Source organism: Streptomyces albus subsp. chlorinus, from assembly GCF_013302895.1.
GTDB lineage: Bacteria > Actinomycetota > Actinomycetes > Streptomycetales > Streptomycetaceae > Streptomyces > Streptomyces chlorinus.
On sequence record NZ_VJOK01000001.1, the window covers coordinates 1275072 to 1295992 of the forward strand.

General features: G+C 72.9%; 18 protein-coding genes and 2 pseudogenes. 4 read left to right on the forward strand and 16 right to left on the reverse strand.

From position 1 onward, the window contains the following. The 7 genes from FM076_RS33430 to FM076_RS05865 all read right to left on the reverse strand — a co-directional run. Window positions 1-874, reverse strand: an 874-nt coding sequence (locus tag FM076_RS33430; protein WP_243274325.1) for a serine/threonine-protein kinase, incomplete at its 3' end; no start/stop codon positions are given. Further along, entirely contained in the window at window positions 871-1656 is a 786-nt protein-coding gene (locus tag FM076_RS05840) for a serine/threonine protein kinase (RefSeq protein ID WP_173868848.1), read from the reverse strand. The genes FM076_RS33430 and FM076_RS05840, both read right to left, overlap by 4 nt. A 137-nt stretch (window positions 1657-1793) precedes the next feature. Further along, a complete protein-coding gene (dgoD, locus tag FM076_RS05845; protein ID WP_173868849.1) occupies window positions 1794-2942 on the reverse strand; it encodes a galactonate dehydratase in 1149 nt (382 codons plus the stop codon). A gap of 12 nt (window positions 2943-2954) precedes the next feature. After that, window positions 2955-3797 carry a carbohydrate ABC transporter permease gene (locus FM076_RS05850; protein WP_345944899.1) on the reverse strand — a complete coding sequence of 281 codons (843 nt, stop codon included), beginning with the start codon at window positions 3795-3797 and terminating at the stop codon, window positions 2955-2957. After that, on the reverse strand, window positions 3794-4726 hold the full coding sequence (locus FM076_RS05855; RefSeq protein ID WP_173868850.1) for a carbohydrate ABC transporter permease: 933 nt from the start codon (window positions 4724-4726) through the stop codon (window positions 3794-3796). Before FM076_RS05855 ends, FM076_RS05850 begins: the two co-directional genes overlap by 4 nt. After that, a complete protein-coding gene (locus FM076_RS05860) occupies window positions 4723-6051 on the reverse strand; it encodes an ABC transporter substrate-binding protein (RefSeq protein ID WP_173868851.1) in 1329 nt (442 codons plus the stop codon). The genes FM076_RS05855 and FM076_RS05860 overlap by 4 nt, the downstream gene beginning before the upstream one ends. Before the next feature lie 205 nt (window positions 6052-6256). Beyond that, window positions 6257-8311, reverse strand: a complete 2055-nt coding sequence (locus FM076_RS05865; protein WP_173868852.1) for a beta-galactosidase — start codon at window positions 8309-8311, stop codon at window positions 6257-6259. A 247-nt stretch (window positions 8312-8558) separates the two neighbouring features. On the opposite strand from FM076_RS05865, the gene FM076_RS05870 reads away from it, so the two are divergent. Then, window positions 8559-9290 (forward strand): FadR/GntR family transcriptional regulator, encoded by a 732-nt coding sequence (locus FM076_RS05870; protein WP_173868853.1) that lies wholly within the window; start codon window positions 8559-8561, stop codon window positions 9288-9290. Here the strand turns inward: FM076_RS05870 and FM076_RS05875 are convergent. Both FM076_RS05875 and FM076_RS05880 read right to left on the reverse strand, forming a co-directional pair. Continuing rightward, on the reverse strand, window positions 9280-10473 hold the full coding sequence (locus FM076_RS05875) for a cytochrome P450 family protein (RefSeq protein WP_173868854.1): 1194 nt from the start codon (window positions 10471-10473) through the stop codon (window positions 9280-9282). The two genes, FM076_RS05870 and FM076_RS05875, sit on opposite strands and share 11 nt — an antisense overlap. 130 nt (window positions 10474-10603) lie before the next feature. After that, window positions 10604-11548: a SigB/SigF/SigG family RNA polymerase sigma factor gene (locus FM076_RS05880; protein ID WP_173868855.1), complete on the reverse strand. Its 945-nt coding sequence runs from the start codon at window positions 11546-11548 to the stop codon at window positions 10604-10606. A 377-nt stretch (window positions 11549-11925) separates the two neighbouring features. Here FM076_RS05880 and FM076_RS05885 point away from each other — a divergent pair, with 377 nt between their 5' ends. Then, complete coding sequence (locus tag FM076_RS05885) at window positions 11926-12654, forward strand: VOC family protein (protein ID WP_173868856.1); 729 nt, start codon at window positions 11926-11928, stop codon at window positions 12652-12654. A 48-nt stretch (window positions 12655-12702) separates the two neighbouring features. Here the strand turns inward: FM076_RS05885 and FM076_RS05890 are convergent, their stop codons facing one another. Then, a complete protein-coding gene (locus FM076_RS05890; protein ID WP_173868857.1) occupies window positions 12703-13500 on the reverse strand; it encodes a thymidylate synthase in 798 nt (265 codons plus the stop codon). Window positions 13501-13609: 109 nt separating this feature from the next. Continuing rightward, the gene (locus FM076_RS05895) at window positions 13610-13837 is read right to left on the reverse strand and encodes a DUF6480 family protein (RefSeq protein ID WP_173868858.1); all 228 of its coding nucleotides are present in this window, start codon (window positions 13835-13837) and stop codon (window positions 13610-13612) included. Window positions 13838-13995: 158 nt separating this feature from the next. Between FM076_RS05895 and FM076_RS05900 the strand changes: the two genes are divergently transcribed. Both FM076_RS05900 and FM076_RS05905 read left to right on the forward strand, forming a co-directional pair. Then, window positions 13996-14766 (forward strand): IclR family transcriptional regulator, encoded by a 771-nt coding sequence (locus tag FM076_RS05900; RefSeq protein WP_173868859.1) that lies wholly within the window; start codon window positions 13996-13998, stop codon window positions 14764-14766. Then, window positions 14766-15611, forward strand: coding sequence for an SMP-30/gluconolactonase/LRE family protein (locus FM076_RS05905; RefSeq protein ID WP_173868860.1), 846 nt, complete (start codon window positions 14766-14768; stop codon window positions 15609-15611). Before FM076_RS05900 ends, FM076_RS05905 begins: the two co-directional genes overlap by 1 nt. An 85-nt stretch (window positions 15612-15696) precedes the next feature. Here the strand turns inward: FM076_RS05905 and mmsB are convergent, their stop codons facing one another. The 5 genes and pseudogenes from mmsB to FM076_RS05930 all read right to left on the reverse strand — a co-directional run. Beyond that, complete coding sequence (gene mmsB, locus FM076_RS05910; protein WP_173868861.1) at window positions 15697-16932, reverse strand: multiple monosaccharide ABC transporter permease; 1236 nt, start codon at window positions 16930-16932, stop codon at window positions 15697-15699. A gap of 10 nt (window positions 16933-16942) precedes the next feature. Further along, window positions 16943-18427: pseudogene (locus tag FM076_RS05915) on the reverse strand (ATP-binding cassette domain-containing protein); the annotation flags it as partial. An 83-nt stretch (window positions 18428-18510) separates the two neighbouring features. Next, a complete protein-coding gene (gene chvE / locus FM076_RS05920) occupies window positions 18511-19635 on the reverse strand; it encodes a multiple monosaccharide ABC transporter substrate-binding protein (RefSeq protein WP_173868862.1) in 1125 nt (374 codons plus the stop codon). A gap of 1 nt (window position 19636) precedes the next feature. After that, window positions 19637-20620, reverse strand: coding sequence for a hypothetical protein (locus FM076_RS05925; RefSeq protein WP_173868863.1), 984 nt, complete (start codon window positions 20618-20620; stop codon window positions 19637-19639). Between the two features lie 60 nt (window positions 20621-20680). Next, window positions 20681-20921, reverse strand: a pseudogene (locus FM076_RS05930) (dehydrogenase); the annotation flags it as partial.

The following is a 20921-nucleotide window of genomic DNA, read 5'->3' on the forward strand; positions in this document are numbered from 1 at the left end:
CCAGTTCACCGGCGTCGAGCGCGGCCCGGGAGGCGTGGTCGGGCCTGAGGCAGTCGGCGATCAACGCGCGCCAGCCTTCGGGGACGCCGTTTTCCAGGCGCAGTTCAGCGGTGCCCCGCGCGTACGCCTGGGCCGCCAGCGCGCGGGCGCGCGGGGTGCTGCCGGGGAACGGGTGCAGGCCGCCGGTGAGCACCTGGTGCGCCAGGACGCCGAACGCCCAGATGTCGGCGGTGGGCCGCACCACGCTGCGGCCGCCCTCCCGGTCGGACCACCACTCGGGCGGCACGTGGTCGAGGGAGCCGAGCGGCGGCACATAGGCGTGGGTGCCGTCGAGTTCCACGGTGAGGCCGAAGTCGCCGAGCCACACCTCGCCGTCGGGTGCCAGCAGGACGTTGCCTGGCTTGAGGTCGCCGTGCACCCAGCCGCGTTGGTGGATGTGGGCCAGGCCGGCGCCGACCCCGGCCAGGATGCGCGGCGCGTCGGGCAGCGGTGCGGGGCCGTCGTCCGCCCGTTCGGTGAGCGCGTCCTGGAGGCTGCGGGCGGCGCGGTCCATCACCAGCGCGGTGGCGCCGTCGAGTTCGGGGCGCTCCGGGTCGCGGACGGTGAGCACCTCGCGGGTGCGCACGACGTGCGGGTGGTCGGTCTCCAGGCTGAAGCGCACCTCGCGCCGCACCAACTGCTCCATGGACGCACGCTGGCCGGGCGGCAGCAGGTGGGTGGGCAGGAGCTTCACCGCCGCCTCGGCGCCGTCCTCCGCGCTCTCGGCGGCGTGGACGACGCCCCAGCTGCCCGTGCCGATCGGCTCCTTCAGCACCCACTCCCCCACCCGGTAGCCGGGCGGCAGGTCGAGGCGCACGTGCGCGGCGTCGGTCATGCGGTCCGCTCCCCACACGGCCGTCCGGGCTTAGGGGGGCGCAGCAGCGCCAGGTGCTCCTCGCGCACCAGGTCGAAGCGGAGGGCGAGGGAGACCAGCTCGGCGCGCTTGCGGCTGGTGCCGGCGGAGCGCTCCTCGTCACCGCGCAGCCGCAGTTTCACCGTCGCCAGGTACTCGATGTGGTAGTTGACGGCCGACCGCGTCAGATCGTGGCAGCCCGGCAGCGGGCGGAGCCGCTCCAGGACCTCGCTGACGCCGGGGACGGCACCGCTGGAGGGGTCGCGCAGCCGCGGCTCGCACAGGGCGAGCAGCACCAGGAAGTACTTGGAGGTCTGGTCGAGCGCGAAGGGGCTCTGCGTCGGCTCGCCCGCCCCGGCACCGAACCCCGCGTCCAGGTACATGTGCTCGGGCGCGAACACCTTGAAGTGCACCTCGCCGTCGCGGGAGGGCAGCACCACGCGGGAGAACTCGAAGGGGACGGGCGCGCCCAGTCTGCCCGGCGGCACCTTGATGTGCTCCCCCGCGCCCTCCATGTTCTCCACCACATAGGTGACGTGCTTGCTGTAGTTGGAGAGCCGCCAGTAGTCCTCGGCCGCCGTGATCCGGCCCGCGTGCCGGGAGACCCCCGGGTCCGGCAGGGCGACCTGCACCGGGCTGCCCGGCTCGCCGCGCCCGAACTCGGCGCTCTGGCCGGGCCCCAGGTGCAGCAGCCGCGGCCCGCCGGCCGGGGCGCCGGCCGGACGCCTTTCCCGGTCCGGCAGTTGAACGATCACCGTGTCCATTGCTTCAGCCTCCCCCTTCGGCCGCGGGCATCCTATAGCGGCCCTGACATCCGTCAGGGACCACGCTGACCGCCCGCCTGCGAGGATGGGAGGTTTTCGGCCGTGCTTGCCGGGGCGGCCTCACCCCGGGGAGTGAGTCACCACTCGGCGAACGAGCCGTCCGGGTGACGCCAGACGGGGTTGTGCCAGGCGTCGGCCCGGCCGTCGGCCTCGCGGACGGCCCGCTCGTCCACCGTGACGCCCAGTCCCGGACCGGTGGGGCGCAGCAGATGGCCGTCGTGGAAGCGGAAGACCTCGCGGTCCAGTACGTAGTCCAGCAGTTCGGCGCCGGAGTGGTAGTGGATGCCGATGGACTGTTCCTGGATCAGGAAGTTGGGCGTGCAGAAGGCCAGTTGGAGGCTGGCGGCCAGCGCGAGCGGCCCCAGCGGGCAGTGCGGGGCCACCGCCACGTCCCAGGTCTCGGCCAGCGCGGCGATGCGGCGGCACTCCGAGAGCCCTCCGGCGTGCGAGAGGTCGGGCTGGACGACGGCGATCCCGGCCTGGAGCGCGGGCAGCACCTCCGTACGGGAGAAGAGGCGCTCCCCGGTGGCGACGGGGACCGTGGTCGCCCCCGTCACCCGTCCGAGCAGGTGGGTGTACTCGGGCAGCACGGGCTCCTCCGCGAACAGCGGCCCGTACGGTTCCAGCACGGTGAGGGCCCGCAGGGCGCCCGCCGTCGAGAAGCGCCCGTGGAAGTCGAGGGCGAGGTCGCCGCCGGGCCCCAGGACGTCGCGGGCGGCCTCGGCGCGCCGGGCCATCGCCTCCAGGGCGGCGGGGGTCGGCAGTCTGTCCGCCCTCCCGGCGGCGTTCATCTTGACGGCGGTGAAGCCCGCCGCCACCTGGGCCGCGACCTGGTCGCGCACGGCCGCGGGCTCGTCCCCGCCGACCCAGCAGCAGGCGCGGGCCCGCTCGCGCACGGGCCCGCCCAGCAGTTGGTGCACGGGCGCGCCGTACGCCTTGCCGGCCAGGTCCCACAGGGCCTGGTCGAGTCCGGCGACGGCGGAGGAGAGGACGGGCCCGCCGCGGTAGAAGGAGCCCTTGGTCATCAGCTGCCAGTGGTCCTCGACGCGCAGCGGGTCGGCCCCGAGGAGGAACTGCCCGGCGAGTTCGGCCACCGCGGTGCGTACGGTCTCGGCGCGGCCCTCGACGACGGGCTCCCCCCAGCCGACGAGGCCGCTGTCCGTCTCGATCCGGCAGAAGAGCCAGCGGGGCGGCACGGCGAAGGTCTCGACCCTGGTGATGCGCACGGGCGCTTCCTCCTACTCCTTGACGCTGCCCTCGGTCAGCCCTGTCCGCCAGTAGCGCTGGAGGACGAGCATCGCGACGGCGAGGGGGATGACGGAGACGAAGGCACCGCCGACGGTGTACTGGGTCAGCTCGGGCGTCCGGTCGGCGGCCTCCTTCCAGGTGACCAGCCCCAGGGTGATCGGGTACTTGCGGTCGTCGGAGAGCATCACCAGGGGCAGGAAGTAGTTGTTCCAGATGTGGACGAACTGGAAGAGGAAGACCGTCACCAGGGCCGGGGACAGCAGCCGCAGCACGACGGTGGAGAAGATCCGCCCCTCCCCGGCACCGTCCACCCGCGCCGCCTCCAGCAGGGTGTCGGGCACGGCGGCCTCGGCGTGGACGCGGCACAGGTAGACGCCGAAGGGGCTGACGACGCTGGGGATGAGGACGCCCCAGTAGGTGTTGGTCAGGCCGGTCTTGTTGAACATCAGGTACAGCGGCAGCGCCAGCGCCGTGGACGGCAGCAGCACACCGGCGAGGACGCATTTGAAGACGGCCTCGCGGCCCCGGAAGCGGTACTTGGCCAGGGCGAAGCCCGCGGCGGCCGACACCAGGGTGGCCACCAGCGCGCCGACGCCCGCGTAGAGCAGGGAGTTGAGGGCCCAGCGCGGGTAGATCCGGTCGTTGTAGGTGAAGACACGCGCCAGGTTCCGCCACAGCTGCGGATCGTCGAACCACAGCCCGAAGCTGCCGTAGAGGCTCTCGTTGGACTTGGTGGCCGCCACGAGCAGCCAGTAGACGGGCAGCAGGAAGTAGCCGGCGGCCAGCGCGAGGAAGGCGACGAGCAGGATCCGGCCGGGACGCGGCACGCTCACCTCTGCCCCCTCCCCCCGCGGCCGACGAGGCTGAGGAAGCCGAAGGACAGCACCATCGCGACGACGGCGAGCAGCACCGACTTGGCCGCCGCCAGATAGACGTTGGCGTTGGCGAAGGCGTCGAAGTAGGCGCTCAGGTTCGGCGTGTAGTCGCTGGTGACAGCGGGCGCCAGCTTCTTGAGGACCAGCGGCTCGGCGAACAGCTGCATGGTGCCGATGATGGAGAAGACGCAGGTGAGAACGAGCGCCGGACGCACCAGCGGGAGCTTGACGCGCAGCGCGACCTGCCACGGGCCCGCACCGTCGATCCTGGCCGCCTCGTACAGCTCCCGCGGGATCGATGTGAGCTGGGCGACGATGATCAGCATGTTGTAGCCCGCGAACTCCCACACGACGATGTTCGCGAGGGACCACAGGACGCTGTCGTAGCCGAGGAAGTCCGGCTGGAGACCGGCCTCGCCCAGCAGGTCGTTGACCGGGCTGATCCCCGGCACGTACAGGAAGCCCCACAACAGGGTGGCGATCACCCCCGGAATCCCGTACGGCAGAAAGTAGGCGGCCCGCAGCAGCCCGGCCCAGCGGTCGGAGACCTGGTCCAGGAGCAGCGCCAGGACGAGGGCCAGCAGCAGCATCACCGGCACCTGCACCACGCCGAACAGCAGCACGCGGCCGAAGCCCTCCAGGAACGCGGTCTGCTCCAGGGCGAGCGCGTAGTTGTCCAGCCCGGCGAAGGCGACCGCCGGCTCACCCAGGCCCAGCGGCCCGGAGCGCTCCACCTTCAGCAGGCTCTGGTAGAGCGCGTAGCAGACCGGCAGGATCACCGCGAAGAGGTAGACCGCCAGGAACGGGCCGAGGAACACCCACGCCTTGCGGTCGGGACGCGCGCTGCGGCGGGCGGCCTTCCGCCGCCGGGCAGGGGAGGTCGTCATCGGGCACTCCTCGCGTCCAGGCCCTTGGCCCTCAGGTCGTCGACGAACTTGGTCTGGGCGTCCGCGAGCGCTCCCCGCATGGTGCCGTGGCCCGCCACGACACGGCCGATGCTGTCCTGGATGTGCGCGTAGGACTGGGTGGTCGTGGGCGAGAAACGCCAGCTGGTGTCCACGTTGCGGTCCGAGACCTGGAAGATTTCGTTGTAGACCTGGCCGCCGAAGAACGGATCGGGCCTGCCCAGCGGTGAGCCCTCCAGGTCCAGCTTGGCGGAGGGCCAGCCGTACCCGGCCTCCACCAGCAGCTCGATGCTGGCCGGATCGGTGTTGAGCCAGTGCGCGAACCGCAGCGCCTCGACGGGATGCCGGGTGCCCTGCAGGATCGCGGTCGCCGAGCCGCCCCAGTTGGCCGAGGCGTGCCCGCCCCGCTCCCACTGCGGCAGTTCGGCCACCCTCCACCTGCCCTTGGTGCCCGGCGCGTTGCCCCGGATGAGCGCGTCCTGCCACTGGGCGCCCAGCCAGCCCGCCAGCCGGCCGGTCTGCAGCCCCTTGAAGAAGGAGCTCTGCGAGTCCTGGACCGGCGCGACGAGCCCGTCGCGGATCATCCCCTCCCAGAAGTCGGCCACCTGGAGCGCCTCCTCGCCGGTGAGATCGACGATCCAGGTGTCGCCCTCGGTACGCACCCAGTGCGCGCCGCGCTGCCAGGGGAAGGAGGCGAACCACTGGGCGTTGACGGGCGGGAAGGCGGTGATGAGGGAGTCCCCGCCGCGCTTCTTGACCGCGCGCGCCGTCCGCCGGAACTCGTCCCAGGTCCGGGGCACCTCCAGGCCCCACCTGTCGTACAGGTCGGCCCGGTAGAAGTAGCCCATCGGCCCCGACCCCTGGGGTATCGCGTAGGTTCGGCCCGCGAAGACGCCCTGCTGCCACTGCCAGTCGATGTAGCCGTCCTTGAGCCGGTCGGCGCCGTACGCGCTCAGGTCGGTCAGGCCGCGCACCAGCATGAACTCCGGCAGCGCGTAGTACTCGATCTGCGCCAGGTCGGGCGGGTCGCCCGCCTTCAGCGCCGCGTGCATCTTCTGGTAGCCGCCTGAGGTGTTGGCGGGGACCGTCTGCACGGTGACGTGAATGCCGGGGTTCCGCCTGTTCCACAGGGCGACCGCCTTCTGGAGCGGGACCCACGTCCAGAAGACGAGGTCCACCCGGCGGCCGGGGGTGCGGCGCTGCTGCCTCGTGGTGCGGGCGGCGCCCGCCTGTTCGCCGCAGGCCGCCAGCACCGGGGTGGCCGCCGTCGCCGCGGCGGCCCCCAGGAGTGTTCTTCGGGTGGGCATCCGACCTCCTTGTCAGAGCACATGTGAGGGACCGAGCCCTTTCCGCCGGGCTCCCCTTTTTCCGCCGGGCTCCCCTTTTTTCCGCCGGGCTCCCCCTTTTTCCGCCGCGACGGCGAGCGTCCGCAGGAGGCGTGCCCGGCGGTGCCGAACCGGCGGCCGCCCGCCGTTGGAGGGCGGCTCACTCCCGCGGGCGGGAGCGTTGTGGCTAGTCGCGCAGTTCCCCGCGCCCCTGACGGGGCGCGGCCTCGTGCAGGACGGCCACTCCGCGAGGTGGCAGGGTGAGGTGGCGGGCCGGTTCGGTGTCCGGGGCGAGAAGGTTGGGCATGGGGTGCGGGAGGGGCACCGTGGCGGCGGACCCGGCATGGTTGAGCAGGACCAGGAAGCGGCCCTCCGCGCCCTCGCGGAGGGCCGCCTGTATCCCGGGAGGCAGCCCCGCGAGGACCGGGGCGGCGCCGGCCTCACCGCGTATCCGGTCCATCAGGGCGCGCATCGGGCCGGGCTCCGGGCGGGTGCCGGCGTACCAGGCCACGCCGGTGCCGTAAGGGTGCCGGGTCAGTGCGGGCCGCCCGGCCAGTTCGCCGCCCCCGAAGTCGGCCACGGCACACGCCCCTTCGAGGTCGATGGCCTCCGTCCACAGGTCGGCCCGGCCGCGCAGCCCGCCGCGCAGCGGCACGCTCGCCCCCTCCTCCAGCGGCCAGAACTCCTCCACCCGAAGGCCCAGTACTCCCCGCAGGGGCGCCGGGTAGCCGCCCGGGTGGACGCGGTCGCTCAAGTCGGCGATGCCGGTGAAGTACGAGACGAACAGGTGGCCGCCCTGCCGGACGTACGCGGTGAGCCGCCCGGCGGTCTCCTCGCTCATCAGGTACAGGTTGGGGACGACGACCAGCTTGTAGCCCGTCAGCGCGCGGTCGGGCGGGACGATGTCGCAGGGCACGCCCGCCTCGAACAGCGGCGTGTAGTGGCGCAGCAGTGTCTCGCGGTGGCCGAGCGCCGAGGAGGGGTGGGAGTCCTGCTCCAGGGCCCGCCAGCTGTCCCAGTCGACGAGCAGGGCCACCTCGGCAGTGCAGCGGGTGCCCGCCAGTTGCGGCACGGCGGCCAGCTCGCGGCCCAGCGCGCACACCTCGCGGAAGATCCGGCTGTCGGTCCCGGCGTGCGGCACCATCGCGGAGTGGAACTTCTCGGCGCCGCCCAGGGACTGGCGCCATTGGAAGAACAGCACCGCGTCGGCGCCCTGGGCGACGGCCTGCCAGCTCCACAGCCGCATCGCGCCGGGCGGTTTGGGGCTGTTGCGGCTGCGCCAGTTGACGGCGGAGGGCGCCTGCTCCAGCAGCAGCCACGGCCGTCCCCGCCCGGCGCAGCGGGTGATGTCGAAAACGGCGGCGGCCTCGATGTGGGTGCCGCTGTCGTACGGCTCCTGGTAGTGGTCCAGCGCGGTGACGTCCTCGTGCGCCGCCCAGCGGTAGGGGTCGACCGGCTTGTGGTACGGCATGTGGTTGGTGGTCACGGGCACGTGCGGGGTGAGGCGGCGCAGCACCTCCTTCTCGGCCAGGTAGCAGGCGAGGAGCGCGTCGTCGCTGAAGCGGGCGTAGTCCAGTTGCTGGGCGGGGTTGGGGTGGGTGGGTGTGGCGCGGGGCGGCATGACCTCCTCGAAGGAGCCGTACCGCTGGGCCCAGAAGGTGGTGGACCAGGCTTCGTTGAGGGCGTCGAGGGTGCCGTGGCGTTCGCGCAGCCAGCGGCGGAAGTCGGCGGCGGACACGTCGCAGTAGCAGGCGGGGTTGGAGCAGCCGTACTCGTTGCCGACGTGCCACATCTCCAGCGCGGGATGGTCCGCGTAGCGCGCGGCCACCTCACCGGCGAGGCGTACGGCGTGCGCCCGGTAGACGGGGCTGGAGGGGCAGTAGTGCTGCCGCGAGCCCGGCCATGTGCGGACCCCCTCGGCGGTGACGGGCAGGATCTCGGGGTGGCGTGCGCTCAGCCACGGCGGCGGAGAGGCCGTCATCGTGGCGAGGCACACCCGGATCCCGGCCCCACCGAGGTTGTCCATGACCCGGTCGAACCAGCCGAAGTCGTAGTGGCCCGGCTCGCGTTCGACCAGGCCCCAGGAGAAGATCCCGGCCGTGACCATGGTGACCCCGGCCTGCCGCATCAGCCGGAGGTCCTCGGCCCACACCTCCTCGGGCCAGTGCTCGGGGTTGTAGTCGCCGCCGAAGTGGAGCCGGGTGGCGGCGAAGGGGACGCGGGTGGTGCCTGCTGTCGTCATGCCGCTGCCTCTCGCGGGGAGCCGGGCAGAAAGTCGAGTCGGGCGAGGAGCCGAACGGGGAGTCGCGCGCGGCCGGGCCGGAACCGGTGGGTGCGGCCGGGGTGACGGGGCGCGGGGCGGGCCGGGGCATCGGGTGCTGAGGCCGCACCGTACAAGAACGCGTTAATTATGAATAGTTCTTGACGGGCCACTTTCCGCCGACCAGGCTCGTGCCGTCACCGCGGGACCGCCGGGAGGGAGGTGACCGATGCCGGGTTACGCGCGACGGGGCGTGCACGGGCAGACCGTGGAGGCCCTCGCACACCGGGTGCTCAGCGGTGCCCTGGGCGAGGGCGCCACCCTGGATCTGGCCGCGCTCCGGGCGGAGCTGGGCGTCAGTCTCACCGCGCTGCGCGAGTCGCTGAAGGTACTGGCGGCCAAGGGCATGGTCGACGCCCGGCAGAAGCGCGGCACCTTCGTGCGCCCCCGGGCCGACTGGGACCTCCTGGACGAGGACGTGCTGCGCTGGCGGCTCCAGTCCGCCGCCGGGGCCGCCTCGGAGGCCGGACCCTCGCTGCTGCGCGACCTGGACGAGGTGCGCGGCATCGTGGAGCCCGCCGCGGTACGGCTCGCCGCGCGGCGCCGCACCCGTGCCGACCTGGCCGCGCTGGACGCGGCGCTGGAGGCGATGGGAGCGGCACGCGACGGCGCCCCGGAGGCCGTCGAGGCGGATCTCGCCTTCCACCGCGCCCTGCTGGCCGCCTCCCGCAACGAGCTGCTGGAGCGGATGGAGCGGGTGATCGCCACCGCGCGGGCGGCCCGCGACCGGCTCGTCCACGGCCCCGGGCACCACCCCCACGACCCGGTCCCCAGTCACCGCCGGGTCCTGGAGGCGGTCCGCTCCGGGGACCCGGACGAGGCCGAGGCCGCCATGCGCCGGCTGCTGGCACAGGCGGCGCAGGACGTGGCGCTCCTGCGGGAGCGGCCCCTCAGCGGGTGAGCGGCAGTTCCACCAGCGCGTGCGAGCGGAACGAGGTACGCCACCGCAGCCGGCCGGGCTCGACGGCCGGACGGAGCGAGGGGAACCGGCCCAGCAGCGTCTCCAGCGCGAGCCCGGTCTCCATGCGGGCGAGCGGGGCGCCCAGGCAGTAGTGCATGCCCTGCCCGAGGGCGAGGTGCGCGGTGTCGCGGCGGCGGATGTCGAACCGCTCGGGCGTCTCGTAGCGGGCGGGGTCGCGGTTGGCGGAGGCCAGGCAGAACAGGACGGTGTCGCCGGGCGGGATGGTCACCCCGCCGTACTCGACCGGCTCGGTGGGGAAGCGCCGGATGGCCGTCAGGTTGGCGTGCGCGTAGCGCATCAGTTCCTCGACCGCGTCCGGCAGCAGTGACGCGTCGGCGCGCAGCGCGGCGAGCTGGCCGGGGTGGCGCAGCAGCGCCAGCAGGCCCGCGCTGAGCAGGTGCTGCACGTTCTCGATGCCGGCGCCGAGGACGAGGAAGGCCAGCGAGCACAGTTCGTCCTCGGAGAGCCGGTCGTCCTCGTCGCGGGCGGCGATGAGCGCGGAGAGCAGGTCGTCGCCGGGCGCGCCGCGGCGGGCGGCCACGAGGCCGCGCAGGAACTCGTGCATGGCGCGGATGGCCTCCCCCACCTGCTGCGGGCTCTCCAGCGCGATCATCGTCCCCACCCAGGAGGCGAACGGGCGGCGGTCCTCCTCGGGCACGGCGAAGAGGTCGCAGACGACGGTCAGCGGCAGCGGGAGCGCGAACTCCGAGACGAAGTCCGCGCTCCCCTTCCGCGCGAGCCGCTCCTCCAGCCCGTCGGCGAGGCGTTCGGCCACGGCCTGGATGGTGCCGCGCATGGCCTCGGCGCGGCGCGGGGTGAACCCCTGGGAGACCAGCCGCCGCAGCCGGAGGTGGTCCCCGTGGTCGGTGTTGAGGAGATTGGCGTCCAGCGCGGGCGGCAGCGAGAAACCCTGGTAACCGCCGCTGGAGTGGGTCTTGTCGACCGACAGCCGGGCGTCGGCGAGCCCCTCCCTGACGTCCTGGTCGCGCAGTACGAGCCAGACCGCGCTGCCGTCCGGCAGGGCCACCCGGTGCACGGCGGCCTCGTCCCGCAGCTTGTTGTAGACCGCGTGCGGCATGGCGCGGAACGACTCGTCGAAGGGCTGCGGCAAGGATGACGCCATGGTCGTTGCTCCGTCGGATCGGCCAGAGGGGCGCGGGCACGCCCGCGGGCGTGCTCGCGCGCGGGCGTGCTCGCCGCACAGGCTAGAACCCCCTGGCCGACGGCCTTCCCGCACCCCCGGGCAGCCGCTCTCAGGCGGCGGCGCGGGGTGGGTCGGCGTTCTCCTCCTCCTCGATCTCCTCGCGGACGCGACGGCACGCCGCGGCCAGCAGCCGGGAGACGTGCATCTGGGAGACACCGAGGCGACGGGCGATCTGGGACTGGGTGAGTTCCCGGAAGAAGCGCAGGTAGAGGAGGCGCTGCTCCCGCTCGGGCAGGCGGCACAGGCAGGAGCGGACCGCCTCCCGGTCGACCACGTGGTCGTAGCCGCTCTCGTCCGAGCTGAGGGTGTCCATGAGGCAGATCGCCCCGTCGCCGGCGCCGTCGGCCCCGGCGCCGGTCTCCGCGGAGACGGGCGCGTCGAGGGAGAGGGAGTTGAAGCACTGGAGTGCTTCCATGCCGGTGAGGGTGTCCTCCTCGGAGAGCCCGGCGTGGGCGGCCAGCTCGGCCACGGTGGGCGAGCGTCCCGAGGAGGTCAGCTCCAGCTCCCGCATGCTGGCCCGGACCCGGTTGCGCAGGTCCTGGACCCGTCTGGGGACGTGGATCTCCCACATGTTGTCCCGGAAGTGCCGCTTGAGTTCGCCGTAGATGGTGGGGATGGCGAACGTCTCGAAGGCGTTCCCCCGGGCCGGGTCGTAGCGCTCCACCGATTTGACCAGGGCGAGCGCGGCGACCTGTTCCAGGTCCTCCAGGGACTCGCCGCGGTTGCGGAACTTGCGGGCGAGCCGGTGCGCCATCGGCAGCCAGGCCGTGACCACGCAGTCCTGGAGCCGCCGGCGTTCGGGCCCGTCGGGCATTCTCACGAGCGCGGCGAAGTCCTCGGCCGTGTCGGGGGCGTCGTGGTGGGTACGACGGGTGTCAGGGGACGCGGCGGTCTCGGGGTCGGATCCGGTGCCGGCCGCCTCCCTCTCGACGCCGTCCGTCCCCTCGGGTGTGGTGGGGCCGTTCTCGTCGGCGCGGAACGGTGTGGTGTTCATGGGCTGCTCACTCCCACGTCTCACATGGGTGCTGTGCAAGACAGGCGAGAAGCGATCCCCCAGTCCGCTTCCGGACAGGATGTGTGTCGGTACCGCCGCCGGATCAGCAGCGGCCCGATTTCACCGTGACACAAACCACGCCGCGCGGCATCTTCGCAGGTCACGCCCGTTCGCAGCGGGTGTGCGAGGCCGCACGGAGGGTGGCGGCCCGCTGCCGTGCGGGACCGGTGGGCGGGTGCCCCGCGGGGCTGGCCGGCGGGTGTCCTGCGTGGCCGTGGGCGGGTGCCCGCCGCGTTTGCCCGGGATCTTCGGCGGGCACCCGCACGCCCTGCGCGGCGACCGCCGCGACGTGCGGCAACGGAGCCAGGAGGTCTCGCATGGCGGTGCAACCCGGGACGGCGTGCTGGGTCAGTCTGACCACCCACGACCGGCAGGCCACGGAGGCGTTCTACGGCGCGGTGACCGGCTGGTCGTTCGAGGACGGCACCCTCGCGCCGGAGGCCCGGGTCGCCACCGCGGCCGGACAGCCGGTGGCCGGCCTGAACGAGGCCGCCGCCGCCCGGGAACTGCCCGCGCGGTGGACGGTGTTCTTCCTGGTCGAGGACGCGGACAAGGCGGCGGAGCTGATGGCCGAGCGCGGCGGCACCGTGGCCGTCGGCCCCGTCGACTTCGGCAGCGGCCGCACCGTCCTGGGTGCCGACCCGTGCGGCGCGGCGTTCGGGCTGTGGCAGGGCGAGGCGCCCCCGCGCTGGGACGTGGGGGCCGGTGAGGCTCCCGCGGAGCTGTGTCTGCGCACCTGCGACCTGCCCGCGGCGCTGCGCTTCTACAGCGCCGTGCTGGGCTGGCCGCAGGACCAGGAGCGGTGGCCGCACGGCTGTCTGAGCGTGGGGGCGCGTACCGGGGACCCCGACCCGGCGGTCCGGCCGCGCTGGGAGGTGGCGTTCCCCGTCACCGGCACCGCCGCCGCGGCGGCGAGGGCCGAACGGCTCGGCGGGACGGTTCTCTCCTCCGCGCGGGAGTCCGGCGCTGGCGGCCGCACCGCTCTCCGCGACCCCCATGGCGCGCTCTTCACCCTGGTCGAGAGGGGCGAGGGGGCCGGCCGGTGACGGCTCGCGGCCGGACCGGGGCCCGGCACCCGCAGCGGCCCGCGGACTTCACACGGCGACCGGGGCCTTGATGGCCGGGTGGTGCCGGTAGCCGTCCACCGCCACGTCCTCGTAGGTGTAGTCGAAGAGCGAACCGGCCTGCCGCAGACGCAGCCGGGGGAACGCGAACGGGGTGCGGGAGAGCTGCTCGGTCACCTGCTCGACGTGGTTGTCGTAGATGTGGCAGTCGCCGCCGGTCCAGATGAAGTCACCCGGCTCGAGACCGGCCTGCTGCGCCATCATGTGCGTGAGCAGGGCGTAGCTCGCGATGTTGAACGGGACGCCGAGGAACAGGTCCGCGCTGCGCTGGTACAGCTGGCAGGAGAGCTTGCCGCCGGCGACGTGGAACTGGAAGAGGGCGTGGCACGGGGCGAGGGCCATCCGGGGCAGGTCGGCGACGTTCCAGGCGGAGACGATCATCCGGCGGGAGTCCGGGTCGCTGCGGAGCGTGTCGAGGACCTCGCCGATCTGGTCGATGTGCCGCCCGTCCGGAGTGGGCCAGGAGCGCCACTGCGCGCCGTAGACGGGGCCGAGGTCGCCGTTCGCGTCGGCCCACTCGTCCCAGATGGTGACGCCGTGCTCGCGCAGCCAGCCGGTGTTGGAGTCGCCGCGCAGGAACCACAGCAGCTCGTACACGACGGATTTGAGGTGGACCTTCTTGGTGGTGATCAGCGGGAAGCCCCGCGAGAGGTCGTAGCGCAGCTGGTGCCCGAAGACGCTCCGGGTGCCGGTGCCCGTCCGGTCGGCCTTGGCCGTCCCCGAGGTGAGGACGAGCCGCAACAGGTCTTCGTACTGGGTGTCCGCCACGGCCGTCGAGTCTACCGGCGGCCAGGCCGGAGCCCGACGCCCCTGCCCGCGTCCGTCCCGCACCGGCCCGACGGCCCGGCGGGGCCTGCCGGCAGGTCCGGGCGCGCTCCTAGAGGCCGATCAGGTAGCCGATGAAGAAGACGACGAAGGCGGCGACCACGAGGCCGATCAGGATGAGCGGGGCCCAGCTCCAGCCCTTGGCCGGGTTGTGTGTCTCCTGCGGGCCCGCCTCGGACATGCTGCCCTCGGCCGGCGGGGTCTCGCCGGGCGGGACCTGTCCGCCGCGCTCCAGGCCGGTGGTGCGAGCCGGGTCCGGGTCCGGGTTGGCATACCTCATGCCTTCCGGGTGGACCGCCGGGACACGTCGTACACCTCGCCCGGGCACATATCCCGCTTCGGCCATGGACCTGCCCGCCTCCCTCGCTAGACTGTTCGGTGATCCGATCAGGTGTTGATATCTCGAACAGGCGGGATCGCGACAAGGCAGGAGGGGCCATGGGACGGCTCGTGCCCGCAGTCACCCGGGCGCTGGACATTCTGGAGCTGTTCCTGGAAGGGGACGGCACGCTCTCCGCGCCCGACATCGTGCGCAGGCTCCAACTGCCGCGCACCACCGTCCACGAGCTGGTCGGCACGCTCACCGCCCGCTCCTACCTCGCCCCCGTCCCCGGCCGGCCGGGCCACTACCGGCTCGGGGTGCGCCCCTACCAGCTCGGCAGCCGGTACGCCGAGCAGCTGGACCTGGCGGCCGAGGGGCAGCAGGTGGCCCGCTCGGTGGCGGAGACCTGCGAGGAGACCGTCCATGTGGCGATCCTGGAGGGCACCGACGTCATCTACATCGCCAAGGTGGACTCCACGCAGGCGGTGCGCATGGTCTCGGCGGCGGGCCGGCGGCTGCCCGCGCACTGCACCGCCGTCGGCAAGATGCTGCTCGCCTCCCTCCCCGCGCAGGAGCTGGCCGCACGCGTGCCGGACGGTGCCGCGCTGGCGGCCATGACGCCCAACAGCATCACCGACCCGGCGGCGCTGCGCGCGGAGCTGCGGCAGGTCGCCGGGCGCGGCGTCGCCGTGGAGGAGCGCGAGTCCAATCCGGACGTCAGCTGCGTGGCCGCCCCCGTGCGGGACCGGTCCGGCCGGGTGGTGGCGGCCCTCTCCATCTCCGTACCGCTGATCCGGTGGAGCCCGGAGCGCCGCGCCGAGCTGGAGGAACTGGTGCGCCGCGGCGCCCTGCGGCTGTCCGAGCGGCTGGGGCACAGGGGGCTGTGATGAGGGCCGAGACGGCGGTGCGCGCCCACGCCGCGCTGGGCGAGGGGCCGACCTGGGACGCGGCGGCCGGACGGCTGCTGTGGGTGGACATCCTCGGCTCCCGGGTGCACACCTGGGAGCCGGCCACCGGCCGCCGCACCGTGCTGGCCACCGAGCAGCACGTCGGCGCGGCCAAGCCGCGCGCGGGCGGCGGCCTGGTCGTCAACCTGCGCGACGGGGTGGGGCTCTACGACGCCGGCGGGGGCTTCGGCTGGCTGCGCCACGAGCCGGTGCCCGGGCGCCGGGGCAACGACGCGGCGGTCGCCCCCGACGGCGCGCTGTGGGCGGGCACGATGTGCTACGACGAGACGCCCGGCGGCGGCGCCCTGACCCGCCTCGCGCCGGACGGTACGGCGGTCACCGTGCTGGACGACGCCACCGTCTCCAACGGCATCGGCTGGAGCCCGGACGGCACGCTGCTGTACTACGTCGACAGCCCGACCCGGCGCATCGACGTGTTCGACGTGCGCGAGGACGGGCTGGTGACGGGGCGGCGCCCGCTGGCCGAGGTGGAGGCGGGCGCCGGGTATCCGGACGGGCTGACCGTGGACGCGGACGGCTGTGTGTGGGTGGCGCTGTGGGACGGCGCGGCGGTGCGCCGCTACACCCCGCGGGGTGTGCTGGACCGGGTGGTGGAGCTGCCCGTACGGCGGCCCACCGCCTGCGCCTTCGGCGGCGCGGGCCTGGGCGACCTCTACGTCACCACGGCCCGCGTCGGGCTGGCGTCGCCTTCCGCGCAGGCCGGGTCCCTGCTCGTCGTGCCGGACGCCGGGAGCGGTGTGGCGCAGCCCGCGTTCGCCGGCTGAGGCCCTGCCCCCTCCCTCCCGGAGCCGCGCCCCTCTTCCGGGGCGGGGCGGACCTCTCCCGGCCCGGCTCCCGCCCCGGCAGGGGTCAGCGGCCGACCTTGCGCTTGTTCCAGACGTCGAAGCCGACGGCGGCCAGCAGGACGAGGCCCTTGATGACCTGCTGGTAGTCGGTGCCGATGCCGACCAGCGACATGCCGTTGTTGAGGACGCCCAGGACGAGGCCGCCGATGACGGCGCCCATCACGGTGCCCACGCCGCCGCTCATGGAGGCGCCGCCGATGAAGGAGGCGGCGATGGCCTCCAGTTCGAAGTTGAGGCCCGCCTGCGGGGTGCCGGCGTTGAGGCGGGCGGCGTAGACGCAGCCCGCGAGCGCGGCCAGGACGCCCATGTTGACGAAAACGAGGAACGTGACGCGCTTGTCCCGCACCCCGGACAGCTTGGCCGCGGCCTTGTTGCCGCCGAGCGCGTAGACGTGCCGGCCGATCACCGCGTTGCGCATCACATAGCCGAGGCCGATCAGGAGGGCGCACATCACCAGCATGACGACGGGCACGCCGTGGAAGCTGGCCAGCGTCAGGGTGAAGGCGATCACGGCGGCGGCGACGGCCACGCACTTGCCGATCCACAGTCCGGTGGGCAGCACGTCCAGCTCGTACGCCAACTGCCGTCGGCGGTCGCGGTGTTCGCGCAGGAGCAGGAGGACGAGGGCGGCCAGTCCGATCACCAGGGTGGGGTTGTGGTACTGGGTGTAGGGGCCCATTTCGGGGATGAAGCCCTTGGCCAGGTTCTGGAAGCCGCCGGGGAAGGGGGAGAGCGACTGGCCCTCCAGCACGATCTGCGTCAGGCCCCGGAAGAGCAGCATCCCGGCGAGGGTGACGATGAAGGACGGGATGCCGACGTAGGCGATGAAGAAGCCCTGCCAGGCCCCGGCCACCGCGCCGATCAGCAGGGCCAGCACCAGCGCCAGGCCCCACGGCATGTCGTGTTTGACCATCATCACCGCGGACATGGCCCCGACGAAGGCCACCAGGGAGCCGACGGACAGGTCGATGTGGCCGGCGATGATGACGATCATCATGCCCATGGCCAGGATGAGGATGTAGCCGTTCTGCTGGATCAGGTTGGAGACGTTGCCCGGCAGCAGCAGCGTGCCGTCGGTCCATATCTGGAACAGCACGATGATCAGGACGAGCGCCGTGAGCATGCCGTACTGGCGCATGTGGCCGCGCATGTTCTCCAGGAGCACGGCGCCGGCCGAGCGCACGGCGGACGCCTCGCGGGGCGGTGTGTCGGACGGGGAGGGCTGGGTGGTCGTGGTCATGGCTGGGGCCTCATCTGTCGTTCCGGGTCATATGGCGCATGAGGACTTCCTGGGTGGCGTCGGCGCGCGCGACCTCGGCGGTGAGGCGGCCCTCGGCCATGGTGTAAATGCGGTCGCACATGCCCAGCAGTTCGGGCAGTTCGGAGGAGAGGAAGAGCACGGCCTTGCCCTGGGCGGCGAGGCGGTCGATGACGGCGTAGATCTCGTACTTGGCGCCCACGTCGATGCCCCGGGTCGGCTCGTCCAGGATCAGCACCTCGGGGTCGGCGTGGATCCACTTGCTGAGCACGACCTTCTGCTGGTTGCCGCCGGAGAGCCGGCCGGTCTGCTCGTGCACCGTGGGGGCCTTGATGTTCATCGACCCGCGGTACCTCTCGGCCACCGACCGCTCGTGGTGCTCGTCCACGACGCCGTGCCGCGCCATGCCCGACAGCGAGGCCAGCGAGATGTTGCGGCTGATGGTGTCGAGGAGGTTGAGGCCGTAGCGTTGGCGGTCCTCGGTGACGTACGCGATGCCCGCCGCGATCGCCGCGGGCACCGTCCTGGCCCGGACCTCGCGCCCCGCCACCCGCACGGTGCCGGACTCGTACAGCCCCCAGGAGCGCCCGAAGACGGACATGGCCAGCTCGGTGCGGCCCGCGCCCATCAGTCCGGCGATGCCCACGATCTCCCCGCGCCTCACGGTCAGCGACGCCCCGTCCACCACCTTGCGCTGGTGGTCCACCGGGTGCCGTACCGTCCAGTCGGTCACCTCCAGGACGGTGTCGCGGTCCCCCTCGTACGGGGTGCGGTCGGGGAAGCGGTGGTCGAGATCGCGGCCGACCATGCCGCGGATGATGCGGTCCTCCGACAGCTCGGGCGCGTCGCCGGGGTTCCGCCGCACGGTGAGCGTCTCGATGGTGCGGCCGTCGCGCAGGATGGTGACGGTGTCGGCGACGCGGCGGATCTCGTTCAGCTTGTGGGAGATGACGATGCTGGCGATGCCCTGCGCGCGCAGTTGGAGGATCAGCTCCAGCAGCGCGGCGCTGTCCGCGTCGTTGAGCGCCGCGGTCGGCTCGTCCAGGATGAGCAGCTTCACCTCCTTCGCCAGCGCCTTGGCGATCTCCACCAGCTGCTGCTTGCCGACGCCGATGTCGGCCACGGGGGTCTGCGGCCGCTCGCGCAGGCCGACCCGGCGCATGAGGCCCGCGGCCCGGTGGAGGGTGGCGTTCCAGTCGATGACGGGGACGCGGCCGGACCGCTGTTCGTTGCCGAGGAAGATGTTCTCCGCGATGGACAGGAACGGGACCAGGGCCAGTTCCTGGTGGATGATGACGATGCCCCTGGCCTCGCTCGCCCGGATGTCCCTGAAGGCGACCGGCTCACCCTGGAAGCGGATCTCGCCCTCGTAGCTGCCGTGCGGGTGGACGCCGCTGAGCACCTTCATCAGCGTCGACTTGCCCGCCCCGTTCTCCCCGCACACGGCGTGGATCTCGCCGGGGCGCACGGTGAGGTTGACGTCGCTCAGCGCCCGCACGCCGGGGAACGTCTTGGTGATGCCGCGCATCTGGAGCACGGGACGCGGCTGGGCGGCACCGCTCACCGCAGCTGCTCCTTGGTGAAGTAGCCCTCGTCGACCAGCAGTCCGGTGTTCTTCCGGTCCACGGAGACGGGCTTGAGGAGGTAGGCGGGCACGACCTTCTTGCCGTTGTCGTAGTCGGTGGTGTTGTTGACCTCCGGCTTCTTCCCGGTGAGGACGGCGTCGCCCATCTCGACGGCCTGTTTGGCCAGCTTGCGGGTGTCCTTGAAGACGGTCTGGGTCTGCTCGCCCGCCACGATGGACTTCACGGACGCCAGCTCGGCGTCCTGCCCGGTGACCACGGGCAGCGGGTGCCGCTTGCCCCCGTAGCCGGCGCTCTTGAGCGCGGAGAGGATGCCGATGGAGATGCCGTCGTAGGGCGAGAGCACCGCGTCCACATCGGTGTTGCCGTAGTTCTTGCTGATCAGGTCGTCCATGCGCTTCTGCGCGGTGCCGCCGTCCCAGCGCAGGGTGGTGGCCTGGTTCATCCGGGTCTGCTTGCTGCGCACCACCAGCTGCCCGGTCTTCAGATACGGCCGCAGCTTCTTCATGGCGCCGTTCCAGAAGTACTTGGTGTTGTTGTCGTCGGGCGAGCCGGCGAACAGCTCGATGGCGTAGTGCTCGTCCTCGGCGGCGCCGGCGTCCGGCTCCGTCAGCCCCAGCTTGTCGAGGATGTACTGGCCCTGGAGTTCACCGACCCGCTCGTTGTCGAACGAGGCGTAGTAGTCCACGTTCTCGGTGCCGAGGATGAGCCGGTCGTAGGAGATGACGGGGATGTGCGCCGCGGCGGCCTGTTCCAGCACATCGGTGAGGGCCGAGCCGTCGATGGCGGCGATCACCAGCAGCCGGTGCCCCTTGGTGATCATGTTCTCGACCTGGGCGACCTGGTTCTCGACCTTGTCGTCCCCGTACTGGAGATCGGCCTCGTACCCGGCCTTCCGGAACTGCTCGGCCATGTTCTTGCCGTCGGCTATCCACCGCTCGGAGGACTTGGTCGGCATCGCGATGCCGACGGTGCCGCCCTTCCCCTTGTCGGGCTGGTAGCGGCTGCCGCCGCGGGCCTCCTGGCCGCAGGAGGTCAGTGCGGCGACGAGTGCGGCGGCCAGCGCCGCCGACGCGGCGAGGTGGCGTCTGCGGGTGCGCATGTCAGATCCCTTCGGGTGCGTCGTGGCCGGCCGGGGGGAAGCGGCGCAGCGTGCCCGGCAGCCGGGAGCCGAGCGGGGACATCCCGCCGCCGGCGCCGTGCCGGGCCAGCAGGTCCAGGGCCAGCCGGCCGCGCCGTACCCGCTCGCGTGCCGTCTCCAGCACCACCTCCCGCAGGTGGCGCCCGGACGGGTAGAGGCCGGGGGCCTTGGCCAGGCCGAACTTCAGATAGAGCGGCGCCCCCCGCCGGATCAGCTCGGCCAGCTCGTACATCCGCACATAGCCGCCCAGGTCGTCCGGCGCCTCGATGTACAGGTCCATGGGCGCGGCGCTCACCCGGCGGATCTCGGTGAGGTGGTCGAGCGTCAGATCGCTGGGGACGTTGAGGGAGTCGGCCCCCAGCCGCTCGTAGACGGCGTACGAGGCGGGGTTGACCGGGCCGATGAGCGCCGAGACCTTCAAGGTGGTGTCGGCGGGCAGCAGACCGGCGGCGCGTGCCCGGTGCAGCGTCCACAGCACGCCCTCGTCGGCGACGAGCAGGCAGCGCACGCCCAGTTCGGCGGCGCGCACCGCGTCCTCGACGCACCCGGCGAGGGCGCTGTGCCCGCGCGCCCGCAGCCCGGCGCCGCCGGAGTCGGTGCGGGTGGCGGCGCCGGTGTCCCAGGTGCCGCGCGGGCCGGTGAACAGGCACAGCTCGATGCCCTGTTCGGCGCAGGCACCGGCCATCTCGGTGATCTCCGCGTCGGTGAGCATCCACACACCGCTGCCCTGGCTGACGCGGTGCAGGGGAACGTCGAGCCGCGCCGCCTCCTCCAGGACGGCGGCCAGCGCCTCGGGTCCCTCGCAGGAGGGCACCTCGGTGCGCCAACGCCCGCCGTCGGGGAAGGTGTGCGGGGAGGAGTCGGCGGGTTCGGGGTCGGGCGCCGGAAGTCCCAGCGCGGTGAGGGCGGGTTCGCCGGGGTGGCGGATGCCGGTGGCGGAAGTCACGGAGCTCCTCGGGTACGGGTGACGGGGGCCTTGCGCGGGACCGGCGGGATGCCGGGGGTCTCAGGGGTGGAGCAGCACCTTGCCGACCGAGGGACCGCCGGCGGCGACCAGTGCGACGGCCTCCTCGAAGGCGTGCAGCGGCAGCCGGTGGCTGACCAGCGGCAGCGGGTCGAGCAGCCCGGAGGCGAAGGCGCGTACGGCGTGCGCCCAGGCGTGCGGCGGGGCGCCGAAGACGGTGTGCACCTCGGTCTGCGCGAAGACCAGCGCGGCCACGTCGAGCCCGTCCCCGCCGGCCGGGGGC